Source organism: Mycobacterium gordonae (assembly GCF_017086405.1).
Classification (GTDB): Bacteria; Actinomycetota; Actinomycetes; order Mycobacteriales; family Mycobacteriaceae; genus Mycobacterium; species Mycobacterium gordonae_D.
On sequence record NZ_CP070973.1, the window covers coordinates 4,715,939 to 4,733,651 of the forward strand.

The 17,713-nt window shown below is 63.6% G+C and carries 16 protein-coding genes, 1 tRNA gene and 1 pseudogene; 11 read left to right on the top strand and 7 right to left on the bottom strand.

Annotated features, from left to right (window positions below):
* Positions 1–50: 50 nt before the first annotated feature.
* From JX552_RS34195 to JX552_RS20130, 7 genes and pseudogenes are all read left to right on the top strand, one after another.
* Positions 51–338 (top strand): annotated as a pseudogene (locus JX552_RS34195) (AHH domain-containing protein); the annotation flags it as partial.
* Positions 335–901 (top strand): hypothetical protein, encoded by a 567-nt coding sequence (locus JX552_RS20100; protein ID WP_205873677.1) that lies wholly within the window; start codon positions 335–337, stop codon positions 899–901. The pseudogene JX552_RS34195 and the gene JX552_RS20100, both read left to right, overlap by 4 nt.
* Before the next feature lie 303 nt (positions 902–1,204).
* A complete protein-coding gene (locus tag JX552_RS20110) occupies positions 1,205–1,756 on the top strand; it encodes an HNH endonuclease signature motif containing protein (RefSeq protein WP_205873679.1) in 552 nt (183 codons plus the stop codon).
* A 408-nt stretch (positions 1,757–2,164) separates the two neighbouring features.
* Entirely contained in the window at positions 2,165–2,512 is a 348-nt protein-coding gene (locus tag JX552_RS34200) for an HNH endonuclease (protein WP_205873680.1), read from the top strand.
* Positions 2,490–2,801 (top strand): hypothetical protein, encoded by a 312-nt coding sequence (locus JX552_RS20120; protein WP_205873681.1) that lies wholly within the window; start codon positions 2,490–2,492, stop codon positions 2,799–2,801. Before JX552_RS34200 ends, JX552_RS20120 begins: the two co-directional genes overlap by 23 nt.
* Before the next feature lie 371 nt (positions 2,802–3,172).
* Positions 3,173–3,607, top strand: coding sequence for an SMI1/KNR4 family protein (locus tag JX552_RS20125; RefSeq protein WP_205873682.1), 435 nt, complete (start codon positions 3,173–3,175; stop codon positions 3,605–3,607).
* Between the two features lie 862 nt (positions 3,608–4,469).
* Entirely contained in the window at positions 4,470–4,865 is a 396-nt protein-coding gene (locus tag JX552_RS20130) for a nitroreductase family deazaflavin-dependent oxidoreductase (RefSeq protein ID WP_205873683.1), read from the top strand.
* A 326-nt stretch (positions 4,866–5,191) separates the two neighbouring features.
* Here the strand turns inward: JX552_RS20130 and JX552_RS20135 are convergent, their stop codons facing one another.
* Positions 5,192–6,193 carry a glycoside hydrolase family 6 protein gene (locus JX552_RS20135; protein WP_205873684.1) on the bottom strand — a complete coding sequence of 334 codons (1,002 nt, stop codon included), beginning with the start codon at positions 6,191–6,193 and terminating at the stop codon, positions 5,192–5,194.
* A gap of 258 nt (positions 6,194–6,451) precedes the next feature.
* Positions 6,452–6,525: transfer RNA gene (locus tag JX552_RS20140), tRNA-Ile, on the bottom strand.
* 422 nt (positions 6,526–6,947) lie between these two features.
* Between JX552_RS20140 and JX552_RS20145 the strand changes: the two genes are divergently transcribed.
* Positions 6,948–8,189, top strand: a complete 1,242-nt coding sequence (locus tag JX552_RS20145) for a fatty acid desaturase family protein (protein ID WP_205878577.1) — start codon at positions 6,948–6,950, stop codon at positions 8,187–8,189.
* A 52-nt stretch (positions 8,190–8,241) separates the two neighbouring features.
* Here the strand turns inward: JX552_RS20145 and JX552_RS20150 are convergent, their stop codons facing one another.
* Both JX552_RS20150 and JX552_RS34405 read right to left on the bottom strand, forming a co-directional pair.
* Positions 8,242–8,679: a nitroreductase family deazaflavin-dependent oxidoreductase gene (locus tag JX552_RS20150; RefSeq protein WP_241010646.1), complete on the bottom strand. Its 438-nt coding sequence runs from the start codon at positions 8,677–8,679 to the stop codon at positions 8,242–8,244.
* A gap of 103 nt (positions 8,680–8,782) precedes the next feature.
* Positions 8,783–9,526, bottom strand: a complete 744-nt coding sequence (locus tag JX552_RS34405) for an Rv1352/Rv1906c domain-containing protein (RefSeq protein ID WP_488663600.1) — start codon at positions 9,524–9,526, stop codon at positions 8,783–8,785.
* A gap of 160 nt (positions 9,527–9,686) precedes the next feature.
* Between JX552_RS34405 and JX552_RS20160 the strand changes: the two genes are divergently transcribed.
* Complete coding sequence (locus JX552_RS20160) at positions 9,687–12,254, top strand: cation-translocating P-type ATPase (RefSeq protein WP_205873686.1); 2,568 nt, start codon at positions 9,687–9,689, stop codon at positions 12,252–12,254.
* Here JX552_RS20160 and JX552_RS20165 read toward each other — a convergent pair.
* From JX552_RS20165 to JX552_RS20175, 3 genes are read right to left on the bottom strand one after another with little or no spacing between them, the layout of a single operon-like run.
* Entirely contained in the window at positions 12,247–13,086 is an 840-nt protein-coding gene (locus JX552_RS20165; RefSeq protein ID WP_205873687.1) for a carboxymuconolactone decarboxylase family protein, read from the bottom strand. The two genes, JX552_RS20160 and JX552_RS20165, sit on opposite strands and share 8 nt — an antisense overlap.
* Before the next feature lie 10 nt (positions 13,087–13,096).
* Complete coding sequence (locus tag JX552_RS20170) at positions 13,097–14,470, bottom strand: TldD/PmbA family protein (protein ID WP_205873688.1); 1,374 nt, start codon at positions 14,468–14,470, stop codon at positions 13,097–13,099.
* Entirely contained in the window at positions 14,467–15,984 is a 1,518-nt protein-coding gene (locus JX552_RS20175) for a TldD/PmbA family protein (RefSeq protein WP_205873689.1), read from the bottom strand. Before JX552_RS20175 ends, JX552_RS20170 begins: the two co-directional genes overlap by 4 nt.
* Positions 15,985–16,017: 33 nt before the next feature.
* On the opposite strand from JX552_RS20175, the gene JX552_RS20180 reads away from it, so the two are divergent.
* Together JX552_RS20180 and JX552_RS20185 are read left to right on the top strand one after the other, a co-directional pair.
* Positions 16,018–16,890 carry a carbohydrate ABC transporter permease gene (locus JX552_RS20180; RefSeq protein WP_205873690.1) on the top strand — a complete coding sequence of 291 codons (873 nt, stop codon included), beginning with the start codon at positions 16,018–16,020 and terminating at the stop codon, positions 16,888–16,890.
* Positions 16,877–17,698 (top strand): carbohydrate ABC transporter permease, encoded by an 822-nt coding sequence (locus JX552_RS20185; protein WP_205873691.1) that lies wholly within the window; start codon positions 16,877–16,879, stop codon positions 17,696–17,698. The genes JX552_RS20180 and JX552_RS20185 overlap by 14 nt, the downstream gene beginning before the upstream one ends.
* Positions 17,699–17,713: the final 15 nt, after the last annotated feature.

Consider the following 17,713-nt stretch of genomic DNA (forward strand, 5'->3'; position numbering starts at 1 on the left):
TTCCTACATTAGATTAGCCTCGAGAACTAGAAGGCACGAATCGTTACGCTGACCACCATATAGCTGCCCACAGCTCTCCCTTTGCCGCAGAGGCTCGCGAAGTTCTTTCAAGATTCAACATCGATATGATTGATGCGGCTAATGGTGTGTACCTACCTATAGGAGCCGATAGCTCAAGTATCCCAATCCAAATGGCATGGCCGTCCATGGATCAGTCCATTCGGCGGGTTATTATAGAGCTGTCAATCGTGAGCTCGGATTTGCGACATCGCGAGCAGATGTGCTGGATATACCTCACGGACATACGTGAAGCGTTGCAAGCGGGAGGATTTCCGTGACCCATTTCGATCTTTTTAGCCCAGGACTCGCTGACATTACGTACCAGCCGGCTAGCGGACGAAGCTACGAGGACCAGGAGGCCATCGCCGCTCACCCCTTAACATCGCCCGCTTCCGAATGGTCTGAGCCGGAATTCGTGGTGCACGGGCACGACGAGAATGGTCGCCACCTGACCCCCACGCGCGTGCTGGTAGTGAGATCGGGCTACCTGGCGTTCCATCCGGATGATATTCACACCGTCGACAGCCTGCTGAGTGCTTTCGGCGAATTTTTACCTATTCGAACCACCCGTGGACGATTTTTGTACTTCAGGCCCTCGGAGTATCTCGATGGACTCGATGAAATCGAATCAGGGGCAAAATATTTTCGCGACCGAAAACGTATAATACGGCTTCGCCAGGTAGTGCTCCATAATAAGCGAATTTTGTCTGTGGGCGTGTTCAAACTTGCCCGAGCTGAACGAGGGCCTGTGTATTACCGAAACGACGTCGCAAATGCTCTCGTAGAGACCGGACTCTTCGAAGGAATCGAATTTCAACTCGAAGGATGGGCTACAATTTAAACAGTAAGAGGCGCAGAAATAATCGTCTTACAGGCAGATTGATTGCCCGCCCCGCAGCCCGCGCGGCGCTGAGCAGGCCGCGGCCGTCGTAGGTGTAGTCGGCGCGGACACCGCTGGGACTACGGACACCGATCATTCGGCCAGCGGCATCAAGGCGACGACTCCACCAGCCGCCCGTCCCACGATGCGGCGGACGTTCGGGAGATCCCGTCGTACCAATATGTTCCGGTGCCGTGGACGTTGGCGGCCTCGATCAGGTAACCATCGGGGGCTGGTGTCGCTGGCCTGGGGTGCGGCGGTGGTTTGCTCGAGGAGTTGGTCACCGACCACCCACACACCGCCCGCTACACCACCCCCGACCCCCTCGGGCTAGCACCCGCGCCGAACCCGCACACCTATGCGCAAAATCCCACCACCACAATCGACCTCTTTGGCCTCGCACCGATCGCGGCCTGCGGTGCACGAAACGTTCCCGGCATCGCAACCGGTCCCAGTGATCGACGGCTTCGCGGGTCTGAAGGTAATGCGGCGCGAATTCCAGGGCAAGTCGCCGACGCACTTCGCGGTCGAGCATTCTCGACGTTCGATTCATTTAGGGAAGAATTTTGGAGAAACGTGAGATCTTTCCCGGAACTCCGTAGCCAATTCAGTCTGCAAAACCAGATCAGAATGGACGGCGGATACTCCCCATTCGCATTAGATACCCAGTGGTACAATGGCAGCAAAGTCTATACCCTGCATCATATCGACCCTGTGCGCAGCGGTGGCGGAATCTACGACATGGACAATTTGGCCGTCGTAACGTCCCGCTTCCACGGTGATGCATTAGATCCTACGTACCGCTACAAAAGATAATGGAGGCGTTCGTGGCGGACCTAAGTCGAGATGAGCTGGTCGAAATGGTCACGAGGCTGATGAATCCGCGACCGGGAGATAAAGATGCAGACCACGAACACCTTGCACAGCAGATTGTAGATTCAGTCCCGGATCCAGACGTTATTAATTACATATTTCACGATTCGACCCCGCGGACGCCAGAGGAAATCGTAGACAAGGCATTGGCATATAAGCCGATCGCACTGTGAAATTTCCCCTAAAGCGACCCCTCAGGCTAGCACCCGCGCCGAACCCGCACACCTACCCGGCCAACCCCACCACCACAATCGACCCACTGGGCCTGGCGCCAATCGCGGCATGCGAACCCACATCTGACACAACTGGTCCTCGGTCGGGTGAGAAATATGGCAGCGGGCGAGCTACACCGTGGCGTACGACACCACGCTTCCACCAGATCTGTTTCCGGGTTACAGCCGAGGCGAGCATTTCAGAGCGGCAAATGAGGCCTTGCTGCGTGCTATGGATGCAGATCCGTTGTTCGCGCAGGCTGTGAGTGACCTAATCCCAGGTCTCCGCGACGCGATCGAAACGCCCGGCGGGGCCGCCCGACCGCGCTCTCCGTCCCAGTTGGGGTGGACGTGGCATCATCATATCGATCCGGGTCGGATGCAGTTGGTTCCCGACATACATCACCCGGTCGGAAAAGGAAGTAGGCCGAACACTTGGCGATTAATGCATCCGGGAGGCATCGGTGGAATGGCGCTTTGGGGCTGACATGCCCGTGCGGCTCGAAGTAATTCTTAATCAAATTTTCAACGCAGATTACGATGATATTCCCGATGGCAGTATTTTTGTCCCGAAAAAAGACTACGAATCGAGAAACATTCAACTCACCACACCAGCTTATATTAGTCAGTCATCCAGAAGAGATGCTGGCGACTGGACCTACTACCTGGAACTTTTATTGGTTAAAGACTTGTTTGACGGATGGAGCGTGTTAGACCAGGATTTGCTAGATCGGGTCACGCACTACGCCATTTACGATAGCCTTCCCGACGAATAGCAAGTAATTTTCTGCTTAACTTCCGTCTTGCGATTTGAAGCGCAAGGCAGCGGACCTTCCAAGGAGTGCTTTCATAGCCGGCGTCAATGCACCTGAGTTCTGTAACGGAGTGAAAATATGCCACGCCCGAAACGGGCACAATTGTACGCGAGCGGAATCCGAGCGAGGACGATGAACGGCGCGCCGCCGAGGAGCTACGGGTTCCCGCATCTCCACCACGCAGACCAAATGCCGGGTGCCGCCATTAATGAAGTCACCCAAGAGGTTCATCGGCGACCAGAGTATCCCAACGAGTTTAATCAAGGAGTCACCAACGCAATGAGAGAAGCGGACCGCAGACTCCACTGGATGATGCGAGCCTTCGAGATGGGATGGGCGCGAAAGTGAAGCAGATAGATTTCGCCAAACAGTTTGCTGACTTGCAGAGTGAACAAGACGAGCTTGGGCTCCGTAATACTGCGGGTCTCACCGACGACGAAATCGCGCAGACTGAGCGGCTGCTGGGAGCGAAACTACCGAGCGACTACCTCTGGTTTCTTCAGAATTACTGGACAGGGATGTTCGGTGCCGTGGATCTTTACACCTTCGACCAGGCGGATCGCAGCTACCTTGGCCAACGTCAGCCACCAGGGGTCGCCGGGAAATTTGTCGCATTTGCCGACGACGGGTTTGGTAACGCTTACTGCTTCCCGATAGTAGACAAGGTATGTCGTGACGAGGTCGTCATCGTGCCCATGCTTGCGTCCGAGTTCACCGGAAATATTGAATACGATTCTTTTCTTGATTTTCTGGTATCGAACGCATGAGCTACTCCGGGAGCTGGTGCGAGCGGCACGGCCTCGCAAAGACGGAAATCAAGTAGATACTCCGGGTCGAGGAAGCGGAGCGAACTCGATGATTCGAGAAGTATCATTTGGCAATCTAATTGCAATCTTGAGCACGACGAATGATTGCTGGGCACGTCGGCCCGCCGAGATACTTGGTAGACAAGGTGTTGATGCAGTCGTACGCTTGGATGCAGTTCCGGCCGACGAACTTCATCGTACCTACTCCGTCAGGCTTACCGCACAGCGGGAAGGGCGGGACCGAAGACCGAAAATCTCGACGGATTTGTTCATGAGTTGGAGCAGCCGGGAATGGTCGAATTGTTTTCAGTAGAAGACAGTATAGAAACCTGGATTATGATACTCCGCAATGGGGCTGCTAGTTCTTACGTTCGAATATTACCAGACGATCACAATAAAAGATAAAAATGCAGAATACTCGACAGCGATTCGACGTCAACCCTGGACTGCGGGGTACATAGCGAAGCGACGTCCTGCGGCGATGGTCGGAGATCGGCGTGAAGCTGTCGTGTCGGTGAGCTGAGGTGGGCCCTCGGCGGGTGACGATTCGGGTTCCTACACCAAGCTGCGCCACACCACCGAGGTGCCCGTTATCGAAGGTTACTGCCTGCCCACCTTCTGTTGTTGCCGACACGATCATGCGGACCATCGAGTTAGGGGTGACGATCACCGACGCCGCCGCTAACGATGCGCAGACGAAATCGGCGAGTCAAAGTCGTCAAATCTGACGATGGAGCTCCAGCAAGGCGCGGACATTAGTGCCCTGGTGCCCGCGACGGCATAACGTGAGATATCACCCGTCGGGTGGTGTATGAGGAGACCCATGCGGATGCCAAGAGCGGTCGCAAAATTCAATAGTCGACTGACCAATCCAGCGGCCCGGTCGATCACGCCGTGGCTTCCGGGCCTGGGGACACTCGAACACGTCGGACGCAAATCAGGCAGGCGTTATCGGACGCCGTTGTTGGTATTTCCCACCCGGGACGGCTTCGTCGTTCTCATCGGTTACGGGCTGAAGTCGGACTGGTTGAAGAACGTGTTGGCCGGTAGGCGGGCGGTGCTGCACAAGCGCGGCAAGAGTATGGCGCTGACCGATCCGCGCGTCCTGACGAAGGCCGAGGCCGCAACGCTCGTCTCAGGGCCCTCGGGTGTGTTCTACGGGTTGTTTCCCTACAACGAGGCGGCGCTGGTGTTGACCAAAGCTGATGCTATGCAGTGATTTTGGTCGGTGAAGCCGGAGTTCTTTGTCCAAGGAATGCTCTTCGAGCTTCGCAGCTGGAAGGCCGGTCCAAACCGGGCCCGGCTGTCGAAGCCAGTGCACGAAGTCGAACTCCATGGGAAGTGTTGTCGGGCCTGACAGTTCGGTGATCGGCTTCCACGGCGCTCGACCGGTGCGACGCACATTCGTTGGCATGGCGGTGATCAGCCGAAGCGCCTCTTCCAGCGCGACGCGAGCGAGGTGTCACCCCTGGGCAGGAGAGTAGCCGTCCTTGGCTCAGCTACTCGTCGGCCGGCGAAAATGATCTCCTACCGGCCCCGGCTCTTCTAGCTCACTTTGCGGGCCAGCTCGACGGCGAACTGATTGACGAAGGTGCCCGCAGGAGGGTCTCCTTTGCCGCACGTACCGTCGGATTCGCCGGGACGTTTCACCCACAGGTAGGCGTCGGCGTGCGCGCCCGCGGTGGCGGTGGTGGGCGCGACTCCGAGTGCTCGGCCACCGGGGTTGCACCAATTTGCGTCCGGGTCAGATGCCGGACCTACGCCATTGCGCGACGTGTCGACCACATAGTGCGAACCATTGGTGAGTCCCGAAATGGCCTCGCCGTAGCCGATTTCGTCCTCGGTGGTATAGAAATTCGCAGTATTGAGGCTAAAACCTCGCGCTCGCGCAACGCCTGCCTGGTTGAGCCTGGCGGCCATGTCCTCGGCGCTGTGCCAACGCAGGTGCCCGGCGTCGACGTACACCGTCGCCGCCGGATCGCGGGTCAGGGCCTCGACGGCGTAGCGGATCAAGTCGTAGCGTTCCTGGCGCTGGTCGCCCGACAGACAGTCGGCCATTGCCAGTGCGTCCGGTTCGACGATGACCGCGGCTGGCGAGGAGCCCAGATCTGCGGCGATGCCGTCGATCCAGCCCCGGTACTCCCCCGCCGAGCCGAACCCGCCCGCGGCGTAGCTGCCGCAGTCGCGGTGCGGGATGCCGTAGATAGAGAAGACCGGCATGGCTCCGGAAGCCGCCGCGTCAGCGCTGTACTTCGCGACCGTTGCGGCCGAAGATCCCGGCACGATCCAGTAGGCCTGCGGTGTGTTAGCGATAGCGGTCAGCTCAGGACTCGGCGGATTGGCCTGCTGCGCGGCGCGCATCGCGGCTGAATTGGGATTGACATAGAAGGGCATACCCGCCAGCGGGTTGGCGTCGCTGACCAAGCGCGTCGCGGGGGCCGGACCAACGTGCACCGTCCCGGCGAGAAGACCGGAGCTGGCGACGGCCGCAGCTGTGAGGCAAGGGGCTGTCCATCGTGCAACGGCGCCAGCAACTGAGAGCATCACCCCAGAAAATTAGCGTTCCAGCGCATCGAACGCCAATTCTCGACGCGGCGACTCGGCGCACGCCCGAACGGCGACGTCGGGCGGGTACGTCAGGGCGCTAGTCAACCTGCGTGAGCTGCAGGTGCTGGGCCAAGCTCAACTCCATCCCGGGAGCGTCAAGGATCGACCGAAACAACTGCCGAGCATCAGGCGAAACACTGTCAGGCATCACCCGGAGGCGAAATGTCAAACATCAACCGACGTCATACAGGGCTGAAGTAGGGCGGGCGGGGCTCGAACCCGCGACCAACGGATTATGAGTCCGCGGCTCTAACCAACTGAGCTACCGCCCCCGGAACGCCGTAACGCCGCCGAGCACGACCTAGACCTTAGCTTCCCCGCCAACCGCGCGTGACAACACGCTGGCTGAACGCGCCGACTCGGCGCCCGGCAAACGCGTGTCCTGGCGCGGCAACCGGTCTCCACCGCTTAACCTCGATCCTGAGTCCTTCGGGGCGAGCGACGGCGGCACCCGGATATGCAAAGCCGCCACTTATGTCTCACCAACGCCCGTCTCATATGGCGACAGTTAGGCTCGACACGAACGATATTGGCGCGCACAGACTTTTATCCGCAGCGCAGCGGCTACTCCTCGTCGCGCGAAGCACTCGCACCACGATCAGCCTTGGTACACGGCCGAGCAAGGGGGGCTCGGCCAAGCGATCAGGCGCGGCCGCGGGCCCTGAACGGCACCAACCATCCCCTGGGGAGACATATGGCGATCACAGACGTTGCGGCTTTCGCCCACCTGACCAATGCCGACATCGAGAATCTGGGCGCTGAACTTGACGCGATCCGACGCGACATCGAGGAGTCCCTCGGCGCGCGCGACGCCCGCTATATCCGCCGCACCATCGCCGCCCAGCGTGCCCTCGAACTCACCGCACGGGTCATGCTCGCCGGCAGTGCAAAACGCCCAGCCAAATGGGCCGGAACGGCAGCCCTCGCGCTGGCCAAGATCATCGAGAACATGGAGATCGGCCACAATGTCATGCACGGCCAGTGGAATTGGATGAACGACCCCGAGATTCACTCCACCACGTGGGAGTGGGACATGAACGCCGCGTCCAAGCACTGGCGTAACGCCCACAACTTCCAGCACCACAAGTACACGAACATCCTCGACATGGATGACGACGTGGGCTATTTCATCCTGCGCGTCACCCGCGACCAGCCGTGGCAGGCCTACAACCTCGGGAACCTGCCGTACAACCTCATTCTCGCGCTCGCGTTCGAGTGGGCGATCGGCTTGCAGACCGTCGACCTGGAGAAGTACTTCGAGGACGGGCCCGACGGCGATATCGCCCGTGAGCGGACGCGCGAGTTTGTCACCAAGGTCAGCCGACAATTCGTCAAGGATTATGTCGCGTTCCCGGCACTCACCGCGCTGTCGCCGGCCGCAACCTATACATCGGCCCTGAAAGCCAACGCGGTGGCCAATGTCCTCCGCAGCATCTGGGCACACGCGGTCATCGTGTGCGGCCATTTCCCGGACGGCGCAGAGAAATTCACTACAACCGACATGGCCGGCGAAACCAGGGGCGAATGGTATCTGCGTCAGATGTTGGGCAGCGCCAACTTCGATGCCGGGCCCGTGTTGCGGTTCCTGAGCGGCAACCTGTGCCACCAGATCGAACACCACTTGTTCCCCGACCTGCCGAGCAACAGACTGCATGAGGCGTCTATACGCGTGCGGGCGCTCTGCGAGAAGTACGACTTGCCCTACACCACAGCGTCTTTTGCTGTTCAGTACGGCAAGACGTGGCGCACTATCGCGAAGTTGTCGCTGCCGAACAAGTTCCTGCGGGCCACTGCGGACGATGCGCCGGAGACGCGGAGCGAGCGAATGTTCGCCCACCTCAAGCCCGTTGAAGCCGACTTCATAACCGGTCGCCGCCACGGGCTGAAGACAGCGATAGCCAGGGTGCGCCGCAGAGCCACAGCCAAACGGCGATGAACCGACCAACCCGCTGCCGGTCGAAGTGCGTCCCCCACCCGCAGACGTAGCCTCAGCCCTCGACCGGCCGCAATCGGAACACCCTGATCTCCCGCGGCGCGCACCGGGCGCGATAGTTCTCGTACCCGACGAAGAAATCGATCGCTCTTGCCCACGCATCAGCGCGAGCCTCACCACTGAGCAACTCGGCGCGATATTGCCGCGGCGGACCTTTGTACTCGATCGTGCATTCCGGGTGGGCCAACAGGTTCGCACTCCAGCCCGGGTGCGCAGGGCGTCCGTAGTTGGAGCCGATCGCCAGCAACCCGTCCGAGTCTTCAATCAGCGTCAGCGGATTCGTGCGCGGCCTGCTGGATTTGGCACCGGTCGTCGTCACCAGACCGGTGCGGTTCACGCCCGCGACGCTCAGCCGCCCGTTGGTCCGGGGAATGAGGACCTTGTCGATCCTGGGAGCCAGGTGCATGCCGAGCTGAGAGCCGATGCGGCTCATGGCGAGCCGCTCCCCCAGGGCTTCGTGCGGCCGCAGCCGCCTGCCACGGATGGGACTCTCACGCAGAAAGGGCATGCAATGACGGTACCCACCAACTAAGGACCTAATACACGTACACCACAGCGCCGTTGCCGCCGTTGCACACCACCATCGCGCCGTTGGCCGCACACGTCATGGTGTAGTGCTGCCCAGTCACCGGACTGTCGGCTTCGACCTGCCGCGGCGTCACGCTGGCCGGACCGCCGGCACCGTAGGCGACCCGCACCTGCTCGGCGAACGGGCACGAGGTGTCCGCCGATCCCACCGCGGAGTGCTCGAAGCCCCCGGACGGCCCGGACGACGGCGGACACGCCTGAGCCCCTGCCGGCAACGCCACCGAGGTAGTCGTTGTGGTCGCGCCGTCCGTCACCAAGGTCCACGGAGCGCAGCCCTGCGAACGGAACCCGGCGTCCGTTGGCGCGATCGTCACCGTCTGGGGCAGGATTCCCGCCCCGTTGGCGATGATGTCGGCGGTCTGCCCGCCGAAGCCCCGCAGCCGCTCCCAGTAGCATGAATCGCCGCCTTGCGACCGGTACACACCCGGCACCAAATCCACCCCCGTCCGGAACGTTCCGTCACCCGGGATAGTGCGGGCCGGCGCAACCGACGACGAAGTCGTCGTGACAGACGATGACGCCGACGTGGACGGGGGAAATGACACCGTGGTCCCGGGATAGATGGGCGGTAGCCGGGACGGATTGTCGTGCCCGGTCGGTGTTTGCCGAGCCGGTTTGCCGCCAGATCCCGAACACCCTGTCATAGCGAACACCGCCACGAACATGATGGCGAAAATCGCTCTAACCGCCATGACTCCCCGCTGCTGCCGCGATCTTGATTTGTTTGCTCACGATACCGCGAACCACGCTGAGGGCCATCGGTTTCCGCAACGCGGTACCGAAGCACGGCGATTAAGGTTGGTGCCGGCGCCTTTTCATCGCGGCGGACGCCGTGGCAGCTGAGGGGAGAACATGACCGGTGTCACGGCACCAGGGCTGAGCACGCCGGAGGCTGCTGAACGGCGGGCGCGGGACGGGGCCAACACGCTGCCCGCGGCAAAGCGGCCGTCCGTCCTGCGCCGCATGCTCGGCGAGCTGACGCACTTCTTCGCCCTACTGCTGTGGGCCGCGGCGGCACTGGCCTTTTTCGCGAAGCTCCCCCAACTGAGCATCGCGATCGTCGCGGTGATCGTGCTCAACGGCGTATTCGCCCTGATCCAACAGGCTCGAGCGGATCGCGCGGCAGACCGGCTGCAGGAGATGCTGCCCACCCGCGTGACAGTCTTCCGCGACGGCCGGCGGCGGCTGATCGAGGCCCAGGACGTGGTGGTCGATGACGTGCTGTTGCTGGAAAGCGGCGACCGGGTGCCCGCGGATGCGACCGTGCTGGCCGAGAATCGCCTGCTGGTCGACTCCTCGATGCTCACCGGCGAGAGCCAGGCGAACTCGGTGGCTGAGGGTGAAGCCCTCTTTGCGGGCACCTTCGTCGTCGAGGGAGATTCCCGCGCCCGAGTCACCGCGATCGGCCAACACACGCGGCTGGCCGGGATCGCCCGACTGTCGACGTCGACCACGAAGCCCGACACGCCCCTGACGCGTGGGCTCAACGGCGTCGTGCGCCTGACTGCCGCCATCTCGGTCAGCGTCGGCGTGCTGTTCCTGCTGATCTCGCTGCTCATCGGCAACCCGGTCCAGCAGGCCTTCGTCTTCGCGATCGGTGTCACGGTCGCGCTGGTGCCCGAGGCACTGCTGCCGACGGTGACGCTGTCGTTGGCCTGGGGGTCGGAGCAGATGGCCAAGCGGCAGATCCTGGTTCGCAACCTCGAGGCGGTCGAAACACTCGGCTCGACGACGTTCATCTGCACCGACAAGACCGGCACGCTGACCCGCAACCAGATGACCGTCGTCGAAGCCTGGACACCCTTCGGCACAGTCAGCGTCGACGGCGCCGGCTACGCACCGACTGCCACCCTCACGCCGTCCTCCCCCACCGCCCAAGAGGCCGTCCGCGAGCTCGCGCTGGCCGCCGAACGCTGCTCGACCGGCTACGCCGAAGAAGTGGCCGGGCAATGGCGGGCCCATGGCGATCCCATGGAGGCTGCGCTGGACACACTGGCCCGGCGACTCGGTGTCGACACCGCCGCGGACCGTCGCACCGGACCGGTTCAGCTGCGGTTCCCTTTCGACCCCCGGCTGCGCCGTATGGCTGTGGTGCTGGCCGACGAGATCGTGGTCAAGGGTGCACCGGACGCAGTCCTTCCGCTGTGCGGCGACGACCCGGCGCCCCACCACGCGATGGAAGACCTGACCGCCCGCGGGCTGCGGGTGCTCGCGATCGCCGCCGGTCCGAGGACTCCAACCGCCCCCCGGAATCAGACGGACTGCGAGCAGGACTTGCGCCTGCTCGGCCTGGTCGCGCTTCAGGATCCGCCGCGTGACGACGTCTCCGAGTCACTCCGGGCCTGCCGCACGGCAGGCGTGAAGGTGGCGATGGTGACCGGAGACCATCCGGCCACGGCGACCGCGATCGCCGACGAGGTGGGGCTGCGGTTCCCCGACTCGCCGGTGCTGTCGGGGTCGGACCTACCCGAGGACGAGCCGGCGCTGGCGGCTCTGCTGGACCACGACGGTGTGGTGATAGCCCGGGTGTCGCCGGAGGACAAACTGCGCATCGCCCGCGCGCTGCGCTCCCGGGGCCACGTGGTCGCGATGACGGGCGACGGGGTCAACGATGCCCCGGCACTGCACGAATCCGATATCGGCGTGGCAATGGGCCTTTCCGGCACCGACGTGGCCCGCGAGGCAGCCGACCTGGTACTGCTCGACGACTCCTTCGCCGGCATCGTGGCAGGCATCGAGCAGGGGCGCGCGACCTTCGTCAACATCCGCCGGTTCTTGACCTACCACCTCACCGACAACGTCGCCGAGTTGGCGCCGTTTCTCGTCTGGGCACTCTCGGGCGGCTTTTTCCCGCTCGCGCTGGGCGTCCTGCAGATCATCGCGCTCGACCTCGGCACTGACACCTTGTCCGCGGTCGCACTCGGCGCCGAGCCGCCCGCCAAGCACCTGCTCGAGGGTCCCCCGGTGCACGGCCGGCTGATGAACCGTACGGTGCTGCGGCGAGCCTTCGGCGTGCTGGGTCCGCTGGAAGCGGTTCTCTCCCTGACCGCCTTCATCGTGTGTTTGATGGCGCTGGGCTGGCGTCCGGGCAATTCGTTCCCCACCGGGCATGCGCTGGCCGCTGCGTCCGGTGCGGCCTTCATCACCGTCGTCCTGGCCCAGACCGCCAACGTCTTTGCTTGCCGGTCATCCTCCCGTTGGCCGGGGTCACTGGGCTGGTTCACCAACCGGCTGCTGGTACCCGCGGCACTGACCGGACTGGCGATCTCACTGCTCGAACTGTGGGTACCACCGGTCGCGCGGTTGCTGGGTCAGTGGAATCCGCCGTTATGGGGGTGGGCTGTGGCCCTGGCCTCGATGCCGGTCCTGCTCGCCGTCGACGCGCTGGACAAGCGACTGCGGGCACGTCGGTTCAGCTGAAAACGGTTTGACCATCGACATCAATCAGATACCTCTCGGTGCCGGACTCGACACGCGGGGCGTCGGCTCCCAGCGACACGGCGATCTTGTTACTGGCATTCCGCATGATGTCGAAGGTCAATTCGACGGCCTCGTCCGGCGAGAACCGGGAGCGCACCTCGGCGGCATCGTCGACGGCGAGGTGCGCAGGCGTCCAAATTAACGCATCCGCATACCGCAGCGCTGCCTTTGCGCGATCATCGAGCACAACGGAGTTCTCGAACTGCGCAATCTCGTCGTACAGCGACTCCGACCCGCCCGCGTCCAGGGCGTTTCCTTCCCGCAGCGACCTGCACAGCCGGCAGTTGTGCGCGGTCGCGCCGCGCAGCCGCACCAGCTCCGAGGTCACCGGGTCCACGGCACGCTCCCGGCCCACCCGCGGCAGGAATCGGCTGAACAACTCATCCGACGGATCGCGCGCGTCGTCCCAGGTGAGAGACCCGTCCAGCCAGCCGAGATACTCCGAGCCGACACCCAGGGCTTCGAACCCGGCCCGCACCCGCGGCACGAAATCAGCGATGAACATCGCGACGACGACACGAAAGGTGCTGTTGCCCAGATACTTGAATATTCGGGACCGCTGTTCGACGGTGATCGCCGAGACGTCGGCGCTGAACTGCTCGGCGAACTCAGCGACGACGGCTTCCGCCTCGGACTCGGGCTCACCAACCACAACAGGATTGGGCAACGGCGGCAGCGACATGGTCTGAGCGCACACCCGGCGCACCAGCCCCGACAGGCGCCCATCGGAGAACGCCACCAACCTGGTCAGCTGGTCAGCTGGAAGCGGCATCTTTCGTACGCTACTGCGCCTGGCTCACCGAGGACATATGGAAGTCCGGTATCCGCAACGACGGCATCGCCGCCCGGGTGGCCCAGTCGCCCATCTCGCGCGGCAGCGTCTTCTCACTGACACCGGCCTCGGTCGCCCGCCGCAGCAGATCCAGCGGGCTTTCGTTGAACCGGAAGTTGTTGACCGCCCCGGTCACCTCGCCGTCCTCGATCAGGTACACGCCGTCGCGGGTCAGACCCGTCAGCAGTAGCGTGGTCGGATCGACCTCGCGGATGTACCACAGCGTGGTCAGCAACAGTCCCCGCTCGGTGGCGGCGATCATGTCGGCCAGTTCCACCGATCCGCCGGTCATGATGATGTTGTCGCAGGCCACCGCCACCGGCTCGCCGTACCGGGCCGCCGTGGCCCGCGGATAGGCCAATGCGTTGATCACGCCGTCGCGGATCCAGTCGACCTGGTTGATTTCCATGCCGTTGTCGAACACCGACAGGGTTTCCGAGGAGTTGCTCACCGCGACGAACGGGGTGCACGGCAGACCCGGCGCCATCGGATCGGAGAACAGCGTGAGCGGCAGATTGGTGAGCCGCTCCCCCACCCGGGTCCCACCGCCAGGCGCCGACAACGCGGTGCGGCCCTCCTGGGCACCCCGGCCGGACATCTTCCAGGCCAGGTAGATCATCATGTCCGCGACCGCCGAGGGCGGCATGATCGTCTCGTAACGGCCGGCCGGCAGTTCCACCGACCGCGATGCCCAGCCCAGTCGCGTCGAGAGATCCGAGAGCAGCGAATCGACCGGGACGTCAATGAAATTCGAGGTGCCGATGCCGGCCCAGGCGCTGGCCTCGCCATGTTTGGCGTTGATCTCGATCGCACCGGTCGGCTGGGTGTAGCGTCGCCGCAGCCCCGTCGAGGAGGCCAAAAACGTCGTCGAAACATCATGGTGCGCGTAGCCGTACAGCCGGTCGCTGCCACGGAAGCCGGTGCACAGCGGACCGGTGAGGCCGCTGAACACACCGACACCGGTACCGGGCACCGGCGCATCCCAGTCGGCCGGCTCCCCGGAGTCGCCGAGCAGCGGCGCCGCGTCCCCGGCCTCCGGCGCGGAGCGCGCCGCATCCTGGGATGACGCCACCAGCTGCGGCAGCACCGTCGGGTCCGCCTCGCCGGTGACCACCGTGCCGACATACGCGCTATCACCCTGTCGGACAATGGAAATAATCGCGATGCTACGGGTGACCGCGACTCCGTTGGTGGTCATCGTGCTGTTGGCCCAACGCAGCGTCGCCTCGACCTTGTCGGTGACCAGCACCATGGTCTCATCGGCGCGTCCGATCTTGGCGGCCTCGTCCAGGACGATGTTGATGATGTGCTGCGGTGTGATCATCGGCCGCCCTCGGTCCGGGTGTTGAGCACATTGATGCCCCGGAACAACGCCGACGGGCAGCCGTGGCTGACGGGGGCGATCTGACCGGGCTGGGCCTTGCCGCAATTCAGCGCACCGCCCAACCGCCAAGTCGACCGACCACCGACCGCCTCCATCGCATTCCAGAAGTCAGTGGTGGTCGCCTGGTAGGCCACATCACGCAACTGTCCATACAGGCGGCCGTCGCGGATGCGGTAGAACCGCTGCCCGGTGAACTGAAAGTTGTAGCGCTGCATGTCGATCGACCACGATTTGTCTCCGACGATGTAGATACCGTCATCGATCCGGCTGATCAGATCCTCGGTAGTGAGGTCCTCCGGCCCGGGCTGCAGCGACACGTTGGCCATCCGCTGGATCGGCACATGGTGGGCGGAGTCGGCATACGAGCACCCGTTGGAGCGCGGTGCTCCCAGTCGCGGGGCGAACACCCGGTCGAGTTGGTAACCGACGAACACGCCATCGCGCACCAGGTCCCAGCTTTGCGCGGCCACCCCTTCGTCGTCGTAACCGACGGTGGCCAAACCGTAGTCGACGGTGCGGTCGGCGGTCACGTTCATCACCGGCGAGCCGTACTGCATGGCGCCCAACTTGTCAGGGGTGGCGAACGACGTCCCCGCGTAAGCGGCTTCGTAGCCGATCGCGCGGTCGTATTCGGTTGCATGGCCGATGGATTCGTGAATGGTCAGCCACAGGTTGGTGGGGTCGATGACCAGATCGGTGGGCCCGGGCACCACCGACGGCGCGTGCACCTTCTCATAGAGCAGGTCGGGCAGCTCGGCGAGCTCGGCGGACCAGTTCCAGACGTCGTCGCCGGCCACCGCTTCCCAGCCCCGCGCCGTCGGCGGCGCCAGGGTGCGCATCGACTCGAAGTTGCCCGCCTTGGCGTCGACGGTGACCGCCTCGAGCTGGGGTTGTAGCCGCACCCGCTGCTGGGTGATCGAGGAACCGAACGTGTCGGCGTAGAAGGTCTGCTCCTTGGCGGCATTCAGGGTGGCCGAGACGTGATTGACCCCGTCGGCGTCCAGCAGCCTTCGCGAATAGTCCTCCAGCACGCTGATCTTGTCCGACGCCGGCAGGCCGAACGGGTCGATCCGATAGTCCGAGGCCCACATCGCGTCGGCGTACACCGGCTCGGGAGCGAGTCGGACCTGTTCGGTGTTCAGCGCCGCCAGGATGGTGGCCACCTGCACGGCGTGCCGCGCGGTGCGGGCCGCCACATCCGGCGACAACTCGGCGTGCGAGGCGAAGCCCCAGGTGCCCGCGACGATCACCCGCACCGCCAGACCGATGTCGCGGCTGAGCACGGCGGTCTCGAGTTCGCCGTCGCGCAGCTGGATGATTTCGGTGCTGATCCGGTGAATGCGCAGGTCTGCATAACTGGCCCCGGCCGCCTTCGCCGCGGACAACGCGGCGTCCGCCAACTGGCGGCGCGGCAGGTCAAGGAAGTCGGCGTCGATTCCCCGGTTCGCTGTCACGGGTACACCGTAACGACCGGCTTTAATACATTCATGCCCGACGCGCCACGCCGCTCCACCGCGCTGGCCTATGCGCTGCTGGCGCCCAGCCTGTTCGGTGTCGTCGCGTTCCTGTTGCTGCCGATCCTGGTGGTGGTCTGGCTGAGCCTCTACCGCTGGGACCTGCTGGGTCCGCTGCACTACGTCGGGTTCGCCAACTGGCGTTCGGTGCTGCACGACGGCGACTTCGCCGACTCGCTGGTGGTCACCTCGATCTTCGTCGCGCTGGTGGTGCCGGCACAGACAGCGCTCGGACTGCTGGCCGCGCTGTTGCTGGCGCCCCGGCTTCCGGGCAGCGGGCTGTTCCGCACGCTCTACGTGTTGCCGTGGATCTGCGCGCCGCTGGCGATCGCGGTGTTGTGGCGCTGGATCCTGGCCCCTACCGACGGCGCGGTCAGCACCCTGCTGGGCCGTCGCATCGAATGGCTGACCAACCCCGATCTGGCGCTGCCCATGGTGTCGGCGGTCGTCATCTGGACCAACGTCGGGTACGTCTCGCTGTCGTTTCTGGCCGGGCTGCTGGCCATCCCCGAGGACGTCCATAACGCCGCACGCACCGACGGCGCCGGCGTGTGGCAGCGGTTCTGGCGCATCACCCTGCCGATGCTGCGGCCCACCACGTTCTTCGTACTGGTGACCGGGATCGTCAGCACCGCACAGGTTTTCGACACCGTGTATGCACTGACCGGCGGCGGCCCCGAGGGCAGCACCGACCTGGTGGCCCATCAGATCTATGCCGAGGCGTTCGGTGCGGCCTCGATCGGCCGCGCCGCGGTGATGGCCGTCGTGCTGTTTGTGATCCTGGTCGGCGTCACGTTCGTTCAGCACCTGTATTTCCGCAAACGGATCAGTTATGACCTCGTCTAGGGCGCGGCTGGGCCTGCTCTACACCGGACTGGTCGCGGGTGCGCTGATCACCCTGGCGCCCTTTGCGCTCGGTTTACTCACCTCGTTCACCTCCGAGCACCAGTTCGCCACCGGCTCGCCGCTGCAGTGGCCACGTCCGCCCACCCTGACCAACTACACCGACCTGGTAGGCACCGGGTTCGGCCGCGCGGCTGCGGTGACCGCCCTGATGACCGCGGTGATTCTGCTGGGCCAGATGACGTTCTCGGTGCTGGCCGGCTACGCGTTCGCACGGCTGCACTTTCCCGGACGGGATGCCCTGTTCTGGGTCTACGTCGCGACGTTGATGGTGCCGGGCACCGTGACGGTGGTGCCGCTGTACCTGATGATGGCTCAAATGGGGTTGCGGAACACGTTCTGGGCGTTGGTGATTCCGTTCATGTTCGGCTCGCCGTACGCAATCTTCCTGCTCCGCGAGCACTTTCGCCTCATCCCCGAAGACCTGGTCAACGCCGCGCACCTCGACGGCGCCAATACCTTGGACGTGCTGGTGCATGTGATCCTGCCGTCGAGCAAACCGGTGCTGGCGGCGTTGACGATGATCACGGTGGTCTCCCAGTGGAACAACTTTATGTGGCCGTTGGTGATCACCAGCGGCCGCAAGTGGCGGGTGTTGACGGTGGCCACGGCCGACCTGCAGTCCCGGTACAACTCGCAGTGGACCCTGGTGATGGCGGCCACGACGGTCGCGATCGTGCCGTTGATCGTGCTGTTTCTGGCATTCCAGCGGCACATCGTGTCCTCGATCCTCGTTTCGGGGCTCAAGTGAAGCGCGTTTGCTGCG